This window comes from Bradyrhizobium aeschynomenes, assembly GCF_013178945.1.
Classification (GTDB): Bacteria; Pseudomonadota; Alphaproteobacteria; order Rhizobiales; family Xanthobacteraceae; genus Bradyrhizobium; species Bradyrhizobium aeschynomenes.
On record NZ_JABFDM010000004.1, the window covers coordinates 458,717 to 479,052 of the forward strand.

General features: G+C 65.0%; 17 protein-coding genes. 11 read left to right on the plus strand and 6 right to left on the minus strand.

Annotation, left to right across the window (positions count from 1 at the left end; translation table 11 throughout):
- Positions 1-183 precede the first annotated feature (183 nt).
- The 7 genes from urtA (at position 184) to HL666_RS15035 (ending at position 7,145) form a co-directional block, all read left to right on the plus strand.
- Positions 184-1,446 carry an urea ABC transporter substrate-binding protein gene (gene urtA, locus HL666_RS15005; protein WP_172182184.1) on the plus strand — a complete coding sequence of 421 codons (1,263 nt, stop codon included), beginning with the start codon at positions 184-186 and terminating at the stop codon, positions 1,444-1,446.
- Positions 1,447-1,701: 255 nt separating this feature from the next.
- Entirely contained in the window at positions 1,702-2,628 is a 927-nt protein-coding gene (gene urtB / locus HL666_RS15010; RefSeq protein WP_172182186.1) for an urea ABC transporter permease subunit UrtB, read from the plus strand.
- A gap of 34 nt (positions 2,629-2,662) precedes the next feature.
- Positions 2,663-3,799, plus strand: a complete 1,137-nt coding sequence (gene urtC / locus HL666_RS15015; RefSeq protein WP_172110384.1) for an urea ABC transporter permease subunit UrtC — start codon at positions 2,663-2,665, stop codon at positions 3,797-3,799.
- Between the two features lie 10 nt (positions 3,800-3,809).
- On the plus strand, positions 3,810-4,565 hold the full coding sequence (gene urtD / locus HL666_RS15020) for an urea ABC transporter ATP-binding protein UrtD (protein WP_172134297.1): 756 nt from the start codon (positions 3,810-3,812) through the stop codon (positions 4,563-4,565).
- Between the two features lie 183 nt (positions 4,566-4,748).
- Positions 4,749-5,438: an urea ABC transporter ATP-binding subunit UrtE gene (urtE, locus tag HL666_RS15025; RefSeq protein WP_172110383.1), complete on the plus strand. Its 690-nt coding sequence runs from the start codon at positions 4,749-4,751 to the stop codon at positions 5,436-5,438.
- Between the two features lie 36 nt (positions 5,439-5,474).
- Complete coding sequence (gene fmdA / locus HL666_RS15030) at positions 5,475-6,704, plus strand: formamidase (RefSeq protein ID WP_035648524.1); 1,230 nt, start codon at positions 5,475-5,477, stop codon at positions 6,702-6,704.
- A 99-nt stretch (positions 6,705-6,803) separates the two neighbouring features.
- Complete coding sequence (locus HL666_RS15035; protein WP_172110382.1) at positions 6,804-7,145, plus strand: FmdB family zinc ribbon protein; 342 nt, start codon at positions 6,804-6,806, stop codon at positions 7,143-7,145.
- A 26-nt stretch (positions 7,146-7,171) separates the two neighbouring features.
- Here HL666_RS15035 and HL666_RS15040 read toward each other — a convergent pair whose 3' ends face one another.
- The 4 genes from HL666_RS15040 to HL666_RS15055 all read right to left on the minus strand — a co-directional run bounded on the left by HL666_RS15040 (position 7,172) and on the right by HL666_RS15055 (position 11,834).
- A complete protein-coding gene (locus tag HL666_RS15040; protein ID WP_172110381.1) occupies positions 7,172-7,993 on the minus strand; it encodes an MlaD family protein in 822 nt (273 codons plus the stop codon).
- A gap of 57 nt (positions 7,994-8,050) precedes the next feature.
- The gene (locus HL666_RS15045; protein ID WP_172182188.1) at positions 8,051-8,767 is read right to left on the minus strand and encodes a DUF1614 domain-containing protein; all 717 of its coding nucleotides are present in this window, start codon (positions 8,765-8,767) and stop codon (positions 8,051-8,053) included.
- Between the two features lie 120 nt (positions 8,768-8,887).
- The gene (locus HL666_RS15050) at positions 8,888-9,454 is read right to left on the minus strand and encodes a class GN sortase (RefSeq protein WP_172182190.1); all 567 of its coding nucleotides are present in this window, start codon (positions 9,452-9,454) and stop codon (positions 8,888-8,890) included.
- A 109-nt stretch (positions 9,455-9,563) separates the two neighbouring features.
- Positions 9,564-11,834: a marine proteobacterial sortase target protein gene (locus HL666_RS15055; protein ID WP_172182192.1), complete on the minus strand. Its 2,271-nt coding sequence runs from the start codon at positions 11,832-11,834 to the stop codon at positions 9,564-9,566.
- A 200-nt stretch (positions 11,835-12,034) separates the two neighbouring features.
- On the opposite strand from HL666_RS15055, the gene HL666_RS15060 reads away from it, so the two are divergent.
- On the plus strand, positions 12,035-12,811 hold the full coding sequence (locus HL666_RS15060; protein ID WP_172110377.1) for a helix-turn-helix domain-containing protein: 777 nt from the start codon (positions 12,035-12,037) through the stop codon (positions 12,809-12,811).
- Positions 12,812-13,964: 1,153 nt separating this feature from the next.
- Here the strand turns inward: HL666_RS15060 and HL666_RS15065 are convergent.
- Together HL666_RS15065 and HL666_RS15070 are read right to left on the minus strand one after the other, a co-directional pair.
- Positions 13,965-15,197 carry an ABC transporter substrate-binding protein gene (locus tag HL666_RS15065; RefSeq protein WP_172182194.1) on the minus strand — a complete coding sequence of 411 codons (1,233 nt, stop codon included), beginning with the start codon at positions 15,195-15,197 and terminating at the stop codon, positions 13,965-13,967.
- 73 nt (positions 15,198-15,270) lie between these two features.
- The gene (locus tag HL666_RS15070) at positions 15,271-16,821 is read right to left on the minus strand and encodes an acyl-CoA synthetase (RefSeq protein ID WP_172182195.1); all 1,551 of its coding nucleotides are present in this window, start codon (positions 16,819-16,821) and stop codon (positions 15,271-15,273) included.
- A gap of 273 nt (positions 16,822-17,094) precedes the next feature.
- On the opposite strand from HL666_RS15070, the gene HL666_RS15075 reads away from it, so the two are divergent.
- From HL666_RS15075 to HL666_RS15085, 3 genes are all read left to right on the plus strand, one after another.
- Positions 17,095-18,234, plus strand: coding sequence for an acyl-CoA dehydrogenase family protein (locus HL666_RS15075; protein WP_172182196.1), 1,140 nt, complete (start codon positions 17,095-17,097; stop codon positions 18,232-18,234).
- 216 nt (positions 18,235-18,450) lie between these two features.
- On the plus strand, positions 18,451-19,620 hold the full coding sequence (locus HL666_RS15080) for an acyl-CoA dehydrogenase family protein (protein ID WP_172134291.1): 1,170 nt from the start codon (positions 18,451-18,453) through the stop codon (positions 19,618-19,620).
- Positions 19,620-20,276, plus strand: coding sequence for a glutathione S-transferase family protein (locus HL666_RS15085; protein ID WP_172110372.1), 657 nt, complete (start codon positions 19,620-19,622; stop codon positions 20,274-20,276). The genes HL666_RS15080 and HL666_RS15085 overlap by 1 nt, the downstream gene beginning before the upstream one ends.
- Positions 20,277-20,336 lie beyond the last annotated feature (60 nt).

Consider the following 20,336-nt stretch of genomic DNA (forward strand, 5'->3'; position numbering starts at 1 on the left):
TTCAACTCCTTACCCGCAGCGGTTGGTCCGCACGCCTCGCCCTGCCCTCGCACGACCTGCGTAGAGCCTACGTCGCGCTTTTGCGGTGCAGTATACGCAATCTTGCGTATCCGTGCGTTGCACAAAGCGCGCCATCCTTCGCCTGACCCAACGCGTGTCCTCGAACCAATGAATGGGGTGCTCATGTCAGACGAAACCAAAAAAGGCCTGAAGTCGCCACTTCGGCGCCAATTGATGATGGGAATGGCCGCCATCCCGGCGCTGGCCATGATGCCGCGCCCGTCCTTCGGCGCCGGTCCCGCAACCTCCGCTGTCAACACCACCGGACTTGCAGTCACCGATAGCGAAGTGACGGTCGGCATTCTGCATTCGGTCACCGGCACGATGGCGATCTCGGAGACGGGCTCGGTGCAGGCGGAAAAGCTCGCGATCGAGCAGATCAACGCCACCGGCGGCGTGCTCGGCCGCAAGATCAAGTTCATCCAGGAGGATGGTGCCTCCGACTGGCCGACCTTCGCCGAGAAGGCCAAGAAGCTGCTCGTCAACGACAAATGCGCCGCCGTGATGGGCTGCTGGACCTCGGCCTCACGCAAGGCGGTGTTGCCGGTGTTCGAGCAGTACAACGGCATGCTGTATTATCCGACCTTCTATGAAGGCCTCGAGCAGTCGAAGAACGTCATCTACACCGGCCAGGAAGCCACGCAGCAGATCATCGCCGGCCTCGACTGGGTCAACAAGACCAAGGGCGCGAAGACCTTCTATCTGCTCGGCTCCGACTACATCTGGCCGCGCACCTCGAACAAGATTGCCCGCAAGCACATCGAGGGCCATCTGCAGGGCTGTAAGGTCGTCGGCGAGGAGTACTTCCCGCTCGGCCACACCCAGTTCAACTCGGTCATCAACAAGATCAAGCTGACCAAGCCGGACGTGATCTACGCGATCATCGTCGGCGGTTCCAACGTCGCCTTCTACAAGCAGCTCAAGGCGGCCGGCATCGACATGTCGAAGCAGACGCTGCTGACCATCTCCGTGACCGAGGACGAGATCGACGGCATCGGCGGTGAGAATATCGCGGGCGCCTATGCCTGCATGAAGTACTTCCAGTCGCTCGACAACGCCAACAACAAGGCCTTCGTCTCCGCCTTCAAGAAGATGTGGGGCGAGAAGACCGTGATCGGCGACGTGACGCAAGCAGCGTATCTCGGTCCGTGGCTGTGGAAGTTGACGGTCGAGAAGGCCGGCAGCTTCGACATCGACAAGGTCGCGGCCGCCTCGCCCGGCATCGAGTTCAAGGGTGCGCCGGAAGGCTACGTCCGGATCCACGAGAACCACCATCTCTGGTCCAAGACCCGCGTCGGCCGCGCCAAGGCAGACGGTCAGTACGAGCTGATCTACGAGACCGCCGATCTCGTCGAGCCCGATCCGTTCCCGAAGGGCTATCAGTAAGTGTCTCACGCTTTGTCGCTATAGGCCGATGAAGCGACGCTGTTGCTACACGACAAGTGTGCTCCCTCCCCCCTTGTGGGGGAGGGTTGGGGAGGGGGGTACCCACCCACAACTCGTCGTGTGGCCCCCCTCCCTAGCCCTCCCCCACAAGGGGGGAGGGAACGACCTCGCCCGGGGCGATGACATGCGAGCCAATGCGCATCGAAGTCGGGTGCGCATCGAGAACGAATTCCACGCATCACAAGAGGACGGATCATGTTCGGCGACTATTCCATCGGCGACCTCGGGGCCATCTTCGCGATGCAGGGCTTCGCGGGCCTCATCCTGTTTTCGGTCTACGTGCTGATGGCGCTGGGGCTTGCCATCATCTTCGGCCAGATGGGCGTCATCAACATGGCGCATGGCGAGTTCATGATCCTCGGCGCCTACGTCACCTGGATGACGTCGAACGCCTTCCAGAGCTTTCTTCCCGCACTCTTTCCCGGCTACTTCTTCGTCGCGATGGCGCTGGCCTTCATCGCGTCCGGCTCCCTCGGGATGCTGGTCGAGTGGGCGATGATCAGCCGGCTCTACAAGCGGCCGCTCGATACGCTGCTCGCCACCTGGGGGCTCAGCCTGATCCTGCAGCAGGCGTATCGCTCGGTGTTCGGCGCCCGCGAGGTCGGCGTCGAGCTCCCCGAATGGATGATGGGCTCCTGGCAGGCGACTGACGCGATCCAGATTCCGATCAACGGCATGTTCGTGATGTGCCTGACCATCCTGATCACGATCGTCGTCGCCTACGTGCTGTTCCTGTCGCGCTGGGGCCGCCAGGTCCGCGCCGTCGTGCAGAATCGCGTCATGGCCGGCGCCGTCGGCATCAACACCGAGAAGGTCGACCGCTACACCTTCGGCCTCGGCTGCGGCATCGCCGGCGTCGCCGGCTCGGCCTTCACCATGATCGGCTCGACCGGTCCGACCGCCGGCCAGCTCTACATCGTCGATACCTTCCTGGTCGTCGTGTTCGGCGGCGCCGCCAGCTTGATCGGCACCATCGCGTCGGCCTTCACCATCTCCCAGGCGCAGTCGACGATGGAGTTCTTCATGTCCGGCTCGATGGCCAAGGTGCTCACGCTGCTCGCGATCGTCGCCATCCTGATGCTGCGGCCGCAGGGCCTGTTTGCCCTCAAGGTCCGCAAATGAGCCAGCTCCGACAGTCCAACAAGAAAGCACGGCCATGATCAACTCGCGCTTCTTCAACCGTTCGGAGCTCATCGGCTTCGTCTCCCTGCTGCTGCTGCTCGTCGTCATCCTTCCGCTGGCGCTCGACATCTTCCGCCTCAACCTCGTCGCGAAATATCTGACGTACTCCTTCGTCGCGATCGGCCTGGTGCTGTGCTGGGGCTATGGCGGCATTCTCAGCCTGGGGCAGGGCGTGTTCTTCGGCCTCGGCGGCTACTGCATGGCAATGTTCCTGAAGCTGGAAGCCTCCAGCGTCGCGAACACCAAGATCCAGTCGACGCCCGGCATTCCGGACTTCATGGACTGGAATCAGCTGACGGCGCTGCCGTTCTTCTGGAAGCCGTTTCAAAGCTTCCCGTTCGCGCTGGCGGCGATCATCCTGGTGCCTGCGATCTTCTCCTTCATCATCGGCGCCGCGATGTTCAAGCGACGTGTCGGCGGCGTCTACTTCGCGATCATCACCCAGGCCATCGCCGCCATCATGACCATCCTGATCGTGGGTCAGCAGGGCTACACCGGCGGCATCAATGGGATCACCGACCTGCGCACCCTGCACGGCTGGGACATCCGTACCGACCATGCGAAATACATCCTCTACTTCGTCGAGGTGTTCTTTCTGTTCGCCGCTATCGTGGTGGCGCAGTTCATCCGCCTGACCAAGCTCGGCCGCATCCTGGTGGCAATGCGGGAGCAGGAGGACCGCGTCCGCTTCTCCGGCTACAGCGTCGCCAACTTCAAGATCTTCGCCTTTTGCGCGGCTGCGGTGTTCGCGGCCGTCGGTGGCGCGCTGTTCACGCTCGAGGTCGGCTTCATGTCGCCGTCCTTCGTCGGCATCGTGCCGTCGATCGAGATGGTGATCTACACCGCGGTCGGCGGCCGGCTCTCGATCTTCGGCGCGGTCTACGGCTCGCTCCTCGTCAACTTCGCCAAGACCAGCCTGTCGGAGACCTTCCCGCAACTCTGGCTGTTCGGCCTGGGTGCGCTCTTCATCGCCGTCGTTCTCGCCTTCCCGAACGGACTGGCCGGCATCTGGGGCGACTACGTGCAGCCGCGCATCGACCGCCTGCTGGCCTCCCGCACCAAGAAATCCGGTAATGGCGGCCTGGTCGCCAACGGCGCCCCCGCAGAGTGAGGATTTAGCGATGCTCATCGGTCATCAGCCCAAGGAATTCCTGCTCGCGGTCGAAGCGCTTACCGTCTCCTTCGACGGCTTCAAGGCGGTCAACGACCTCTCCTTCTACGTCGAGGAGAACGAGATCCGCGTCATCATCGGCCCCAACGGCGCCGGCAAGACCACGGTGCTCGACCTGATCTGCGGCAAGACCAAAGCGACGTCCGGCTCGATCCAGTTCCGCGGCAAGGAGCTGACCAAGCTGCGTGAGAACGAGATCGTCAAGGCGGGTGTGGGGCGCAAGTTCCAGACGCCGTCGGTGTTCGAGGACCTCAGCGTGTTCGAGAATCTCGAGATCTCGTTCCCGCGCGGCCGCACGGTTTTCGGCTCGCTCGCCTTCAAGCGCGACGCCGTCGTGAAGGACCGCGTCGAGGAGGTCGCCGAGATGATCTTCCTCAAGGATCGCCTCAAGACCTCGGCGGCCGAGCTCAGCCACGGCCAGAAGCAGTGGCTCGAAATCGGCATGCTCCTGATCCAGAACCCGGACCTATTGATGCTCGATGAGCCCGTCGCCGGGATGAGCGTCAGCGAGCGCGCCAAGACCGCCGAACTGCTGAACCGCATCATCAGGGACCGCTCGGTGCTGGTGATCGAGCACGACATGAAGTTCGTCGAGGACATCGCCCACAAGGTCACCGTGCTGCATCAGGGGCAGATCCTGTCCGAAGGCACGATGGAGCGGGTCAAGAACGATCCCAAGGTCGTCGAAGTGTATCTGGGGCACTGAGCCGATGTTCGGGAAATCACTCCATCCACGCCCCCGCTGCGCCCCCCTCCCCCTTGCGGGGAGGGGTCGGGGGTGGGGGTCCACACGGGCAGTCTTTGCTGAGACCCCCACCCCCAACCCCTCCCCGCAAGGGGGAGGGGAGAACAGACAGCTCGTCGAACTCACGAACAAGGAGCAGGCGTGATGCTCGCAATCTCCGATCTCCATGTCGCCTACGGCCAGAGCGAGGTGCTGCATGGACTGAACGTCAAGGTCGCGCCCAACGAGATCGTTGCGATCATGGGGCGCAACGGCATGGGCAAGACCACGCTGATGAAGTCGCTGATGGGCATCCTGCCCGCGAAGAGCGGCTCGATCGCGATGGACGGCTCTGAACTCTCCGGCATGAAGAGCTACGAGCGCGTCGCCAAGGGGCTCGCTTACGTACCGCAGGGCCGCATGATCTTCTCGACCATGACGGTCAAGGAGAACATCGAGACCGGCCTTGTCGTGTCCGGCGAGTCCGAGGTGCCGGGCGACATCTACGAGCTGTTCCCGGTGCTGCTGGAGATGAAGGGCCGCCGCGGCGGCAATCTCTCCGGCGGCCAGCAGCAGCAGCTCGCGATCGCTCGCGCGCTCGCCACCAAGCCGAAGGTGCTGCTGCTCGATGAGCCGACCGAAGGCATCCAGCCGTCGATCATCAAGGAGATGGCGCGCACCCTGAAGCGCATCCGCGACGAGAAGGGGCTGTCGATCGTCGTCTCCGAGCAGGTGCTGAGCTTCGCGCTCGATATCGCCGACCGCGTGCTGGTGATCGAGAACGGCGAGATCGTCCGCGACGACCCGCGCGACTCCGTCGATGCCGCGCAGGTGTCGAAATATCTGTCCGTCTAACCACTCCGTCCAAGCAAAGGTAAAGGGGAGCTCTTGATGCCTGACACACTGATCAAGGTCGATCTGACCAAGTCGGCCTACGAGAACGACAAGGTCCACAATCGCTGGCACCCGGACATTCCGATGGTGGAGTGGGTCAACCCCGGTGACGACTTCATCATCGAGACCTATGACTGGACCGGCGGCTTCATCAAGAACAACGACTCGGCCGACGACGTGCGCGACATCGACCTGTCGATCGTGCACTTCCTGTCCGGCCCGATCGGTGTCAAGGGCGCGGAGCCCGGCGACCTCCTGGTCGTCGACCTGCTCGACGTCGGTCCGCTGAAGGAGAGCCTGTGGGGCTTCAACGGCTTCTTCTCCAAGCAGAATGGCGGCGGCTTCCTGACCGACCATTTCCCGCTGGCGCAGAAATCGATCTGGGACATCAAGGGCCTCTACACCTCGTCGCGCCATGTGCCCGGCGTGAACTTCGCCGGCCTGATCCATCCCGGCCTGATCGGCTGTCTGCCCGATCCGAAACTGCTCGCGACCTGGAACGAGCGTGAGACGGCGCTGATCGCGACCAACCCGACCCGCGTGCCGGGCCTGGCCAACCCGCCGTTCGCGCCGACCGCCCACGCCGGCCAGGCCAAGGGCGACGTCAAGGCCAAGATCGGTGCCGAGGGTGCCCGCACCGTGCCGCCGCGCGAGCATGGCGGCAATTGCGACATCAAGGATCTGTCGCGCGGCTCGAAGATCTACTTCCCCGTTTACGTGCCCGGCGGCGGTCTCTCGATGGGCGATTTGCATTTCAGCCAGGGTGACGGCGAGATCACCTTCTGCGGCGCCATCGAGATGGCCGGCTGGCTGCACATCAAGGTCGACGTCATCAAGGACGGCGTGGCGAAGTACGGCATCAAGAACCCGATCTTCAAGCCGTCGCCGATCACGCCGAACTATCGCGATTACCTGATCTTCGAGGGCATCTCGGTCGACGAGGCGGGCAAGCAGCACTACCTCGACGTCCACATCGCCTATCGCCAGGCCTGTCTCAACGCCATCGAGTATCTGAAGAAGTTTGGCTACTCCGGCGCCCAGGCCTATTCGATCCTCGGCACTGCGCCGGTGCAGGGCCACATCTCCGGCGTGGTCGACGTGCCCAATGCCTGCGCCACCCTGTGGCTTCCGACCGAGATCTTCGACTTCGACGTGATGCCGTCGGCGGCGGGGCCGATCAAGCACATCACGGGCGACATCCAGATGCCGATCTCGCCGGACAAGTAATTCTCCTCCCTGCGCGATGGGTGCGGGACGGTAGCGTCTTTCGCCGCCCCGCACCCGCCGCGCGGACTTTGGAGACGCTGTTGCGCAGGAGACGAGACAATGCCGGTCTATGAATATCTCTGTGATGAATGCGGGCCGTTCACGGACATGCGCCCGATGTCGGAATGCGATGATCCGCAGGTCTGCCCGCAATGCCGGGACATGGCGCCGCGGGTGATCCTCACCGCGCCCGCCTTCGCCTGCATGCCGGCGGAGCGGCGCACCGCGCATGCCACCAACGAGCGCAGCCGCCACGCGCCGCAGACGCTCGCGGAATACAAGGCCAAGCACGGGCCGGGCTGCGGCTGCTGTTCGCCGAAGAAGTCGCCGCGGCTGATGACAAAGACCAAGAGCGGCGCCAAGGGCTTTCCGACGGCGCGCCCCTGGATGATCAGCCACTAAAGCGCGAGGGGCGGCGCGCCCGCCCCTCAGCGTGACGCAGGCACGCGGCGCGGTCCCGGACCCGGCTGGCCGCCGAACTTGACGGTCATCGCGTTGGCACTGTCGCTGATGTCGACCAGCGTCTTGCGGCTCTCGTCGATCACCTTGGCGGACTTGCGCTTGAATCCGTCGACGAGTTCGCGCATCGACTTGATCTGATCGAACAGCTGCCCGGGATTGCCGTCCGCAAAGCCGGGAATGGCGCCGTCGATCTTGGTGACGAGCGTATCGAAGCCTTTGAAGACGTCCTCGGCCTTGTCGACGGCAGAGTCGAATGCCGCGGTCTTGGCCTGGAGCGAGGCGGTCTCGGTCTCGAAGGTCTGCAGCGCGTCCTTGATCGCAGGCGCATTGCTGACGATGTACTTGTCGATGTTGTGCACCGTCTCGACCATCGTCTCCTGGTCCTTGAGATCGGCCGACAGCACCGGCACGCCGTCGTGATCCAGCGGCACCGGCGGGGCCGTCGGCGCGCCGCCGACCAGCGAGATCGCGGCAATGCCGGTCAGGCCCTGGAACTCGATGCCGGCGGTGGTGTCCTTGCGGATCGGCGCCGACTTGTCGAGCGTGATCATGGCGACGATCTTGCGCGGGCTCTCCAGGTTGATCGACAGGATCTGCCCGGCCTGGACGCCGTCGAAATTCACGGGCCCGCCCTTGCGCAGGCCTGCCGCCGAGCCGCCGTCGAACACCACGCGCAGGGTGCTGCGCTGCTCGGCAATGCGGCGCTTCTGCTTGATCAGCACGCCGCTGATCCCGGCCGCGACCACCGCGATCGTCAGGGTTCCGACAATGAGATTGATCGCGCGCATTCGGTGTCCGCTGCTGCCTTGGCCTGATTTTAGCCGCTAACCCGCTGAGTGGGAAGCTCAGCGCGCGAGGCCTGGGCGAGAAGGGGCCGCAAGGCCGGCCAGCAGCACCGCAAGAATGCCGGTCAGAAAGACGCCGTCGAACGTTCCGGCGCCGCCGATCGAGGCCACGGGGGCGCCGAGGCTGCCGATCTTGTCGAGGTTCATCAGGTCGGCGCCGACCAAGGTCCCCATCGAGCCGCCGATATAGGCCAGCGGCGCGGCGTATTCGCGCGACAGCAGGAAGGCCAGGATCGCGGTGACGACCACCGGTGCGAACACCGGCACCGCGATTCCGACACCCTGCACCGGCGTCGCCATCGCGTGGATGATGACCGCGATCACCAGCACCGCGATCGCAGCGCGCAGCCACAGCTGGTAGCGCAGCACGAGATAGCTCGACATGATCGTCGGGATCACGGCGCCGCCGACGTTCACGGCCAGCACGGTGCCCGGCCATTGATGCACCAGCGGCACGACATATTGCATGCCGAAGAAGTCGATGATCTCGCCGGAGCGCGCCACCTGTCCCGGCAGCATCGTGATCGGAATGTTGAAATAGCTGCCGACCAGCGAGCCGAGCAGCAGCAGCATCGCGGTGCCGGAGCTGACGCCGAGCTTCATATAGGCATAGCGCAGGATGCCGAGCTGGATCAGGACGATCAGGACGCCGAACGCCAGCACCAGGAGGGCGAAGAAGGCGGGCGTGATCGGCAGATATTGGACCTGGGAATGCATGTCGGAAGCGCTTCGCAATTGAGCCTTGCTGGCCCGGCGGGATCATCCCCAGAGGGGCGGCACGTGACAAATGGGCATTCGGCGCTTGGTTCCCAAGAGTGGCGATGGCTGGCATTCCGTTCATCGGTCGGCGATCAGGGTGGCGTGCAGCACGTAGCGCTCCGGCCCTTGCGTCAGCGCGTCGAACGGCCAGCACGTGGAGAGCACGAGCTCAGGCCGTTCGGCGGCTGGGTCGATGCCGGACGCATCGAAGTGCACGATGCGGGCCGCGTCGGCGCGATAGCGGAAGGTCTTGCCGTCGCGCCTGACGATGTCGATCTCGTCGCCGATCCTGACGTCGCGCAGGAAGCGGAAATGCGTGTCGCGATGGGCGGAATAGACGGCGATTCCTGCGGCGCCCGGCTCGGCGGTCCCCTCGACATGCCCGGCGCCGAAGGCGAGCGCTTGGCCGCTGGAGCCAGCGAGTGCGATGGTGGAGACGCCGAGCCGGTTCACCTCGATGCGCGCGACCGGGACTGTGTCGGCCCAGGACCACGGCTTGACCGGCCGGCCGGTGGCGATGGTCTGGCTGAACGCGCGATCGAGCAGCACCTGCGCGACGATGGCCTTGGCGTGGATGAAGGCGCCGTGGCCGAACAGGGCGAGGCCAATTGCGGCGATCGCGAGCGGGATGACGAAGCGGGGCATTCTCTCTCCTCCCGTCATGGCGAGGAGCGAAGCGACGAAGCAATCCAGAGTCGTCGTGCCGCCCCTGGATTGCTTCGTCGCCTGCGGCTCCTCGCAATGACGCCGATAGTTAGTTGGCGGCAGCTCGCCGCCTGATCGCGACGAGCCAGATCAGTTCCAGCATCAGCAGCCCAAGCCCGAGCAGCATGCTGAGTTCGGCATCGGTTGCCGTCTTCGGCAACGTGACCGTTGCGGGCCCAGCCGGCACCACCGGCCGCTTCAGCGCGGCGAACTGCACGTCGCCATCGGCTTCGGCGCGGCGGTCCTTCTGCATCGCGGGCATCCGGCCGCGCTCGCCGAACACCTTCTCGAAGTCCCAGCCCGCTGGCAGGTTGATCGGCAGCTCGGCCAACCTCAGCGGCTCGCCATCTGGACGGCGCGGCGTCTTGTCGACGGCCACCAGGCTGGTCAGGCGGGTCACCAGCTGGTGTTCCAGCGCGAGCTTCAGGATCGCGCCGTCGGCTTCCTCCGGCGTCATCTGCCGCATCGTCTTCGCCACCTCGGCATCGCCGATCTTGCGGCGCGCCCACAGCTTCGACAGACCCTTGCCTTCCGCGGCGCCTGACAGCGGCAGCGTGATCGTCCAGGGCTGATCGCCGATGCGGCCCTTGAGCTGCAGCGAGCCGGCGAGGCGATCGATTTTGGCGGCCAGCACCAGCGGCTCGTTGCGATAGACATCGGGCAGCACGGCCGGCGTGAGATCGGCGGAGGCTTCCGAGAACGTCGCGGTCAGTCCGGTCACCACCGGGTTCTCCAGCTTGGCGAACAGATCGCGCATGCGCTCCTCGACCTGCTCGACCGAGCCGATATGGGTGAAGGCGCCGCGGCCGAGCTCGGCGGCGCGGCTCATCAGATAGGTGTTCGGCGCCGAGCCGATGCCGACCATGAAGATGCGGGAGCGGCCGCGCATCGCGGTGATGGTCTCGAACAGCTGCTGCTCGTTGCCGATGGCGCCGTCGGTCAGGAACACCACCTGGCGGACGCGGTCGCTGTCGCTGCCGTCGTCGGTCAGCGCCGCGCGCATCGCCGGCACCATTTCGGTGCCGCCGCGCGCCTCCAGTGCGCTGACGAAGTTGGTGGCGCTGCCGACATGCTCGGCATCGGCCGGCACCGAGGACGGAAACAGCACCGTCATCGTGTCGTCGAAGCGGATGACGTTGAAGCGGTCGCCCGGTTGCAGCCGTCCCAGCGCGTAGAGCAGGCTGGCCTTGGCCTGGCGGATCGAGGTGCCGCCCATCGAGCCGGAATTGTCGATCACGAAGATGACGTCGCGCGGCTGCGGACGCTGCGTAGTCGCGGCGACAGCGGGCGGCGTGACGAAGGCGAGCAGATAGTCGGCGTCGCCGACCTGCTCGTGAAACAGGCCGACCGACGGCATCGCGGCGGAGGCGGGTTTCCAGGTCAGTTCGAAATCGCGATCGGCGGGCACCACGCCCTCGGCCAGGGTGACCACGCGCGTCCTGGCATCGGGGCTCTCGACCGTCACGGGGTGATGATGGCTCTTGACCTCGCCGAGCGCGAAGCCCGCCTGCAGCCGCACCGTGATCTTCGTCGGGTTGACCGGATCATTCTTTGCGGGATCGAGCACCTCGGGCGAGATGCGATCGCGATCCGGCACCGGGTCGTTGCTCGCTGCGCCCCAGCCATCGCTGCCGGGCCGAAGATCGACGCTCTGCACGATCGGCTTGGGATTGTAGCGCGGTGCGACCACGAGCGGCACCCGCAGCGAGAATTCGCCGGCGACCTGCGCCACCGGCTGCTGATATTCGATCTGCACCAGCACGGTCTCGCCAGGGCCGATATTGGCAAGCGAGTTGGTGAAGATGTTCGGGCGCTCCTGCTCGGTCAACGCCGCGGTCTTGCCCTCGCGCTTGGCCTGCTCATAGATCACCTTGGCTTCCTGGCGCGGCTTGATGTCGCCGACCACGACGCGATCGCCGACGATCATCTTCAACGTATCCACCGCGCTGTCCGGCGGCAGCGGATAGACGTAGACCGCCTCCAGCCATTGCGAGCTGGTGTTCCTGAACAGCTGCGTGACACGTGCCCGCGCGGTCGGGCCGGAGACGACGATGTCGACGTCTATGCCGAGCCGCGGCGCCTCGGCATAGCCGGCATCGGACTTGAACAGCAGCGCGCCGGAGCGGGCGTTGCCCGGCCTGGTCAGCGGCGCCCGCGGGCCCTCGGCCGACAAACCGGGCGTCACGCTGACAAATAATGCGGTGAAGGCGACCAGCGCCACGGCGGCGGTTTGCAGCAGCAGGAACAGCAGCATGGTCACGATCCAGGATCGGACCGGATGGGCGCTGCTGCGGATATCATAGTCGATCGTGTCGCTCATCAGAGGCTCCGCAACGAACAGGAAGGTGCAGGCGGAGATTGGGCGGGAGTCGCTCGGGTCGCGAGCGGAATGGTCGGTCTTGTTCGGCCGCTGCCCGCCCGGCCTGGTCCGGTGGCGAGCGAGGAGGCGGCTGATCTGTCCGGGTTTGTGCTGTTTTGTCCGTCTGCTACAACGGGCCGCGCGACGTGGCAGGGACCAGGATGTCGATACCGGACAACAGTGAGCTATCCGATGAGCAGAGCCGGCAGGTGGCGGAGGCCGTCCGCGAGGAGATCGCGCGGCGGCGAATGTCGCGGCAGACGCTGGCGGAGCAGGCCAGACTGAGCCTGTCGACCTTGGAGAAGGCGCTCGGCGGTCGCCGCCCGTTCACGCTCGCCACCATCGTGCGGCTGGAGCAGGCGCTCGGGATATCCTTGCGCAAGCCAACGGCGGCACCTTCGGTTGCCGCACCGGTGGTCAGCGGCGGGATCGCGCCCGACAGCCTCGGCTCCTATTCACGGCGCGCGGTGGAATGGATCGAGGGCACCTATGTGACCCTGCGGCCATCGTTCGGCGACAAGGACGCGATCTACGCCTATCGCACCGACATCGTGTGGGACGATGCGGCCTCGTCACTGGTGTTTCGCGAGGGCGCGCGGCTCGATGCGGCGTTCTCGCAGTTCGGCGAGGTCGCCGTGCCCAACCAGTCCGGCTTCGTCTACCTCGTCACCAACCGCCACGGCCAGCACCGCCTGATCACGGTGTCGAGGCCGACCATCACCGGCGAGATGTACGGCATCATCACGACCTTGCTGGCCGGCCGCGGCTCGCTGCTGACCCCGATCGCGGCGCCGATCGCGCTGCTGCCGTTGCAGAGCGTGGCGGAGCCGAGCTTCGGGAGGCTCGGGGCTGATGATCGGCACTATCAGTTGTATCGCGAGCACCTGCGCAAGACGGTCGAGGAGCCGTTCGCGCTGTTCGTCCAGGGCGTGGCGTAAGTTGGTAGTGCGTTGTCTGTAGGGTGGGCAAAGGCGCGCTCGCGATGCCCGTCGCATGTCGTGCTCCATCGCGCGCCGTGCCCACCATTTGCTCGGAGCGTGTGGATCGATGGTGGGCACGCGACCGCCCCGCGGTCGGTCGCTTTGCCCACCCTACGACACTGCCTCGGCAAACACCGATGTCGTCCCGGCCTTGAGCCGGGACCCATAGCCACGGGGCGTAGTTTGGGGCAGTCGCGTCGTTGGCTGCTCGCGCATCATTCCCGCCGCGGCGTATGGATCCCGGATCGGCGCCGCGACGCGCTATCGCGCGTCACGGCTTGTCCGGGACGACAGCGGAGCCAAAGGACGGATTCACGGTTCAAACAGCTGAGGCGGGTCAGGGACATGTGAGCGTGTTCCCGCGGCATAGAATGCCCGAGGTCTGCGGTCTCGTGTCCCTCGCAAACAATGCAGAGGGCGCAGGGAATGCCGGGTGAAGGCCTCACCCATGGCCCGCCTGCGAAAAAAATGCAGGCGGCAGGTACCACAGGCAAAGCCGAGCACGCCGGCATTCCCTGCGCGATGGGTTTAACGCTTATACGCAGTCTCCCTGGTGCGCCGGGCTTGTTGGCCACCATGATCCGCGCGGCGCCTCAAGCGCCGTCGCGGACGTGACACCAGCTTCGGGGTGTCAGGACGCTGCGACTTCACGTCCGCGCCTTGCCGTTCGTCGGCGCATCCGTGAGGACACGCTGCGGCAAAACGCGGCCACCGCTCCCCGCCTCGCGTGTCGTGACGATCGCGCGCAACGCCCCTCCGCAGTGAGGCGGGATCGGCGGAGATAATCATGAATTCGGAAAAATAGCAATATGAATTTTTTATCGAATGTCGGGCCGCGGTGCAGGTGAGCCCCCCTCCCCCTTGCGGGGAGGGGTCGGGGGTGGGGGTCCACGAGTCGTGTCCGGAGTGATGGGGGAATATCGAGGGCGTCCCAGTGTGGTCGAAATAGTCTGGCGCGATCCACCCCGTTCGGAGTGCGGAGACCCCCACCCCCAACCCCTCCCCGCAAGGGGGAGGGGAGTCGACCGCAATCGTCGCGAGAGTTGGGGCTTCAACGATCGGCGTGGCCATGTCGCATGCGAAGCCTGACGCGCAGGGCTATCGCCTTTAGCTACCCCCCGACATCCGCGCTGATGATGTCGCCGAACAGGTCCCATTTGCCGCCCTTGAACTGCATCATCTTGAGCTGCTCGATCGGGGCGAAGTCGTTGGGGCCGGTGTTGACCTTGATACCGGGGATCAGGGTATCCGGCGCGAAATCCTTCAGGCTGGCGGCCTGCTTCATGACGTTCTCGCGGGTGAGATTGTCGCCGCACTGCTTCAGGGTCTGGACCATGGTCTGCGCCGCGGCGTAGCCATAGGCGAGGTTGGCGTCGGAGATGTTGGCGCCGGGCATGTACTTGTCGATGAAGGCCATGAACTTCTTCATGCCCTCGTCGTCCTTCCACTGCGGATCCGACGGGTCCTTGAGATAGCCGGCGGACAGCACGCCTTCGGACGCGTCGAGGCCGGCCGGCTTCATCACGGCGCCGATCGAGATCGAGACGTCGGTCATCAGATGCATCGGCTTCCATTCCAGCTCGGCGATCTTCTTGATCGCCTGCGCGGCGAATTTCGGTGTCGAGATGTTGACGAACACGTCGGCGCCGGTGCCCTTGAGCTTGACGATGTGGGAGTCGATCGACGGCTCGGTGGTCTCGTAGCTCTCTTCGGCGACGATCATGGTCTTGGCCTTGTCGCCGAGCACGTCCTTGATGCCGATGACGTAGTCCTTGCCGAAATCGTCGTTGGCATAGAAGATCGCGATCTTCGCGTTCGGCTTCTCCTTCAGAATGTACTTGGCAAAGATCCGCGCCTCGACGCGGTAGCTGGGCTGGAAGCCCATGGTCCACGGGAATTCCTTCGGATCGTTCCACTTGCTGGCGCCGGTGGCGAGGAACAGCTGCGGCACCTTCTTGGCGTTGTGGTACTTCTGCACGGCGGTCTGGGTGGGCGTGCCCAGCGCGTTGAACACCAGGAATACCTCGTCGCTCTCGATCAGCTTGCGCACCTGCTCGACCGTCTTGGGCGGGCTGTAGCCGTCGTCATAGGAGATGAAGTTGATCTTGCGGCCGTTCACGCCGCCCTGGTCATTGATCATCTTGAAATAGGCCTCCTCGGTCTTGCCGATGATGCCGTAGGCCGAGGCGGGGCCGCTATAGGCCTCGACATTGCCGATCTTGATCTCGGTGTCGGTGACGCCGGTGTCGTATTTTTTCTGGGCAAGCGCGCTCTGGCTCGCCAAAACGGATAATGCGGCGGCGGCCGCGAAAGACAGCAGAGTCCTGGTCGTCATCGGCAACATTCCCTGGGCTTCCTCTGGTTGGTCTTGTGGTTCCCGGTGGTCGAGATGCGCAGCTTCCGCGGCGCATGAGACATCACGACGCCTGCTGGACGAGATCGACCGCCGAGGCCGTCGCAAAGCTCTTGCGCAGGGTCGGCTTGTGGATCTTGCCGGTGGCATTGCGCGGCAGCGCGTCGACGAAGCGGACGGTGCGCGGACATTTGAAGCGAGCGAGATTGGCCTGGCAGTGCGCGAAGATATCGGTCTCGTTCAGGCTGTGGCCGGGCTTGACCGCGACGATGGCCATGCCGGTCTCGCCCCATTGCGGATCGGCGATGCCGATCACCGCGGCCTCGGCCACGGCGCTCAGCTGATGCAACACGCTCTCGACCTCGGCAGGATAGACGTTCTCGCCGCCGGAGATGTACATGTCCTTCCAGCGGTCGACGATGTAGTAGAAGCCCTCGTCGTCGACGCGGGTGGCGTCGCCGGTGTGCAGCCAGCCGTCGGTGAAGGAGGAGCGGTTGGCGTCCGGCCGGTTCCAATAGCCGGGTGTCACGTTGGGGCCGCGGACCCACAATTCGCCGAGCTCGCCGACATCGGCATCGCTGCCGTCGGGGCGGACGATGCGGACCTCGGTATGCAGCACCGGTTTGCCGGCGGAGCCGGCCTTGCGCGCTGCATCCCCGCGGTCGAGCGCGAGCACGGCCGGCGAGGTCTCTGTCATGCCGTAGCCCTGCTGCAGCGCGACGCCGCGCTTTTCCCAGGTGTCGAGCAGCGGCACCGGCATCGGCGCGCCGCCGACCCCGCCGATCGTCAGGCGGCTGAAATCGGCGGTCGCGAACATTGGGTGCTGGGCCATGAACTGATAGATCGCGGGCACGCCGAAGAATACGTTGATGCCGTGCGCGGGATCGCCGATGAGCTGCAGCGCCTCTCCGGGATCAAAGGCGCGCATGATCAGCACGGTGCCGCCGACATGCATCACCGGATTGGTGTAGCAGTTGAGTCCGCCGGTGTGGAACAGCGGCAGCACGGTGAGCAGCACCGAGGACGGCGTGATGTAGGCGGGGCCGCCGAGATTGACGCAATTGTAGAATGTCATGCCGTGGGTGATCATCGCCCCTTTCGGCTGTCCCGTCGTGCCCGACGTGTACATGATGGTCGAGACGTCATCGAGCGTCACCGGCTCGATTGCGGTCAGCGACTTGGCCGTCGCGATCGCCTGCTCGTAGCTGCCGCCGGGGCCGTAACGCAGCGCCGTGGCGACGCCGCACAGCCGGCTCACGGCGAGCGCGGTGTCGGCGAGATCGTCGTCATGGATCATGAGTTTCGGCGCGCAGTCGCCGACGATGAATTGCAGCTCGGGGACGGTGAGGCGGGTGTTGAGCGGCACGAAGATCGCGCCGACGCGGAAGCAGGCGAATTGCACCTCCAGCGTATCGGTGGCGTTCAGCGCGAGCACGGTGACGCGGTCGCCCCTGCCGAGGCCGCAGGCGTCGCGGAGATGGCCGGCGAGGCGGGCGACGCGGGCATCGAACTCGGCATAGGTGAAACGCCTGTTGCTGCCGAGATCGACCATGGCGGTCTTGGCCGGCGTCCTCCGCGCATGATGCGCAATCCAGTCGTAATACCGTACTGGCACGCGTTCCCTCCTCGTGTCAGGCGATCTGATGCCGCCTTGATCGCGATCGTGTCTGGCCGCCGCGTCCCGACTTCCCGGAGGCCGGCGGGACGCGCGGCGTTTTTGGCCGCGAGTGGGCCGGTGAGTGCATTGCACTGTCTTGCGTCCAGGCGCTGATGGACCGTCACGAATGTGCGCCGCGTTGCACGCGATTTCGGCAGTCAGCGCCTCGACGCAAGGCGATACCGCGGCTTCTCGTCATCCTGGCGACACAGCAACCAGAGCCTGGCGCCGATGACGAAAAGCCCGTTCTATACGGCCGAGCACGAGGCCTTCCGCGACGTCGTGAGGCGTTTCGTCGACAAGGAGATCGCGCCGTTCGCGAGCGCCTGGGACGAGGCCGGCGAATTTCCGCGCGCGCTCTATGCGAAGGCGGCCGACATCGGCCTGCTCGGGCTGGGTTTTCCCGAAGAGTTCGGTGGAGTGGCGGCCGATCAGTTCATGAAGATCGTATCCTCGCAGGAGCTGGCGCGGGCCGGTGCCGGCGGCGTCAGCGCCAGCCTGATGAGCCACAGCATCGGCGCGCCGCCGATCGCGCGCGCGGCGCGGCCGGAGGTGAAGGCGCGGGTGTTGCCGGAGATCCTTTCAGGGAGAAAGATCTCCGCGCTCGCCATCACCGAGCCGAGCGGTGGCTCCGATGTCGCAAATCTCCGGACCAAGGCTTTCCGCGACGGCGACCACTATGTCGTCAGCGGCGAGAAGACCTTCATCACCTCGGGCGTGCGCGCCGACTACATCACCGTCGCCGTGCGCACGGGGGGACCCGGGCCGGCAGGTGTGAGCCTGCTGCTCATTCCCGGCGACACGCCGGGGCTGACGCGCACCAAGCTCAACAAGATGGGCTGGTGGGCATCGGATACTGCGACCCTGCATTTCGACAACTGCCGTGTGCCGGTCGAGAACCTGATCGGCGAGGAGGGGCAGGGCTTCAAGCTGATCATGCATAATTTCAACAGCGAGCGCATGGGCATGGCGGCGAGCTGCACGGCGTTCGCCCGGGTCTGCCTCGACGATGCCATCGCCTATGCCAGGGAGCGCCAGACCTTCGGCAAGCCCTTGGCGCAGCACCAGGTCATCCGGCACAAGCTGGTCGACATGGCGCAGCGCGTCGCAGCCTCCCAGGCGATGCTGGAGATGCTGGCGTGGCGGCTCGAACAGGGCGATAATCCCGTGGCCGAGATCTGCATGATGAAGAACCAGGCGACGCAGACCATGGCGTATTGTGCCTCCGAGGCGGTGCAGATCTTTGGCGGTGCAGGCTTCATGCGCGGGGTACGCGTGGAACGCATCTATCGCGAGGTCAAGGTCAATGCCATCGGCGGCGGCACCGAGGAGATCATGAAGGATCTGGCCAGCCGGCAGATGGGATTGTGATGGGCGCTCTCAAGCGCACGTCATTCCGGGGCAGGGCCGCAGGGCTGAACCCGGAATCTCGAGGTTGTGGGATACGAGCGCCAGACAAGCTCGGGATTCCGGGTTCAAGGCCTGCGGCCTTGCCCCGGAATGACGATCGTGCCGCAATCAACAAGCATCAGCGAACGTCCGGGTCGGATGCTCAAGCGACCGCTCTGGAATGACAGGGAATGAAAGATGCTCTTCACCGCCGACCATGACGAACCGCGCCGCATCCTGCAGAAGTTCATCGCCGCCGAGATCAACCCCCATGTCGACGAGTGGGAGGAGGCCGGCATCTTTCCGGCGCATGAGCTGTTCAAGAAGCTCGGCGACCTCGGCTTTCTCGGCCTCAACAAGCCGGTCGAGTTCGGCGGCCAGGGCCTGGACTATTCCTATGCGCTGATGATGGCGGAGGAGCTCGGCGCCATCAATTGCGGCGCCATTCCGATGGCGATCGGCGTGCAGACCGACATGGCGACGCCGGCGCTGGCGCGCTTCGGCTCGGACACGGTGCGCAAGGAATTTTTGGCGCCGGCGATCTCCGGCGACTATGTCGCCTGCATCGGCGTCTCCGAGCCCGGCGCCGGCTCCGACGTCGCCTCGATCAAGACCCAGGCGCGCGGCGATGGCGACGACTACGTCATCAATGGCGGCAAGATGTGGATCACCAACGGCACCCAGGCGGATTTCATCTGCCTGCTCGCCAACACAAGCGACGGCCCGGTTCATCGCAACAAGTCGCTGATCTGCGTGCCGATGAAGAGCAAGGGCGTGCAGGTCGCGCGCAAGCTCGACAAGATGGGTATGCGCTCGTCCGACACCGCGCAGATCTTCTTCGACAATGTCCGGGTGCCGAAGCGCAACCGCGTCGGCGAGGAGGGGATGGGCTTCACCTACCAGATGATGCAATTCCAGGAGGAGCGGCTGTGGGCCGGCGCGGCCTGCCTGAAGGCGCATGAGGCGATCATCAACGCGACCATCGAGTACACCCGAAATCGCAAGGCGTTCGGTCGCTCGATCCTCGACAACCAGGTCGTCCACTTCAAGCTCGCGGAGATGCAGACCGAGGTCGAGCTGCTGCGCGCGCTGACCTATCAGGCGGCCGAGGCGCTGATCGCCGGCGAGGACGTGACGCGGCTCGCGACCATGGTGAAATTGAAGACCGGCCGGTTGGGGCGCGAGCTCACCGATGCCTGCCTGCAATATTGGGGCGGCATGGGCTTCATGAACGAGACGCCGGTCAGCCGCGCCTATCGTGATTCGCGCCTGAGCTCGATCGGCGGCGGCGCCGACGAGGTGATGCTGACGATCCTGTGCAAGATGATGGGCACCTTGCCGGGCATGACCAAAGCGGGGAACGCCTGATGATCACACTGTATCATTGCGAGGGCGCCCGCTCGTTCCGCCCGCTGTGGATGCTGGAGGAGCTTGGAGCCGACTACGAATTGAAGATGTTGCCGTTCCCGCCGCGGGTGCTGGCGAAGGAATATCTTGCGATCAATCCGCTCGGGACCATCCCGTTCATGGTCGATGGCGAGACGAAGATGACGGAGTCCTCGGGCATCTGTCACTATCTGGGCATCAAGCATGGCCCGACGCCGCTGATGGTCGGGCCCGAGGAGAAAGATTACGGCGCGTTCCTGAACTGGATGTACTTCTCGGACGCGACGCTGACGTTCCCGCAGACGCTGGTATTGAGGTATACCCAGCTCGAACCGGAGGAGCGGCGCTCAGCCCAGGTCGCGACCGACTATGCCAAATGGTTTCTGGGCCGGCTGCGTGCGGTCGAGGCAGCGACTGGGAATGCCGAATTCCTGAGCGCCAGCCGCTTCACGGCGGCGGATATCGTGATCGGTTATGCGCTGCGGCTGGCCGACACGCTCGGTCTCGCCAAGGATTTCGGGCCGAATGTGGCTGCGTACTGGGCGCGCCTGCAGCAGCGCGATGGCTACCAGCGGGCCCGCGCCGCCGAGCAGCGCGCCGGTGTCGAGCAGGGCATCAAGCCGCGCGTCAGGCCGTGAGTTGCGCACGTCATTCCCGGGCGATGCCCATTTGCGCGTGGAGTTAACCGCGACAAAAAT

Excerpts from the sequence above, each read along its gene's own strand:
- urtA (WP_172182184.1), top strand. The coding sequence starts at position 184 with ATGTCAGACGAAACCAAAAAAGGCCTGAAGTCGCCACTTCGGCGCCAA.
- urtC (WP_172110384.1), top strand. The coding sequence starts at position 2,663 with ATGATCAACTCGCGCTTCTTCAACCGTTCGGAGCTCATCGGCTTCGTC.
- urtD (WP_172134297.1), top strand. The coding sequence starts at position 3,810 with ATGCTCATCGGTCATCAGCCCAAGGAATTCCTGCTCGCGGTCGAAGCG.
- HL666_RS15045 (WP_172182188.1), bottom strand. The coding sequence starts at position 8,767 with ATGCATTCCCAGGTCCAATATCTGCCGATCACGCCCGCCTTCTTCGCC.
- HL666_RS15040 (WP_172110381.1), bottom strand. The coding sequence starts at position 7,993 with ATGCGCGCGATCAATCTCATTGTCGGAACCCTGACGATCGCGGTGGTC.
- HL666_RS15080 (WP_172134291.1), top strand. The coding sequence starts at position 18,451 with ATGCTCTTCACCGCCGACCATGACGAACCGCGCCGCATCCTGCAGAAG.
- HL666_RS15075 (WP_172182196.1), top strand. The coding sequence starts at position 17,095 with ATGACGAAAAGCCCGTTCTATACGGCCGAGCACGAGGCCTTCCGCGAC.
- urtE (WP_172110383.1), top strand. The coding sequence starts at position 4,749 with ATGCTCGCAATCTCCGATCTCCATGTCGCCTACGGCCAGAGCGAGGTG.
- HL666_RS15035 (WP_172110382.1), top strand. The coding sequence starts at position 6,804 with ATGCCGGTCTATGAATATCTCTGTGATGAATGCGGGCCGTTCACGGAC.
- HL666_RS15060 (WP_172110377.1), top strand. The coding sequence starts at position 12,035 with ATGTCGATACCGGACAACAGTGAGCTATCCGATGAGCAGAGCCGGCAG.
- urtB (WP_172182186.1), top strand. The coding sequence starts at position 1,702 with ATGTTCGGCGACTATTCCATCGGCGACCTCGGGGCCATCTTCGCGATG.
- HL666_RS15065 (WP_172182194.1), bottom strand. The coding sequence starts at position 15,197 with ATGTTGCCGATGACGACCAGGACTCTGCTGTCTTTCGCGGCCGCCGCC.
- fmdA (WP_035648524.1), top strand. The coding sequence starts at position 5,475 with ATGCCTGACACACTGATCAAGGTCGATCTGACCAAGTCGGCCTACGAG.
- HL666_RS15085 (WP_172110372.1), top strand. The coding sequence starts at position 19,620 with ATGATCACACTGTATCATTGCGAGGGCGCCCGCTCGTTCCGCCCGCTG.
- HL666_RS15055 (WP_172182192.1), bottom strand. The coding sequence starts at position 11,834 with ATGAGCGACACGATCGACTATGATATCCGCAGCAGCGCCCATCCGGTC.
- HL666_RS15050 (WP_172182190.1), bottom strand. The coding sequence starts at position 9,454 with ATGCCCCGCTTCGTCATCCCGCTCGCGATCGCCGCAATTGGCCTCGCC.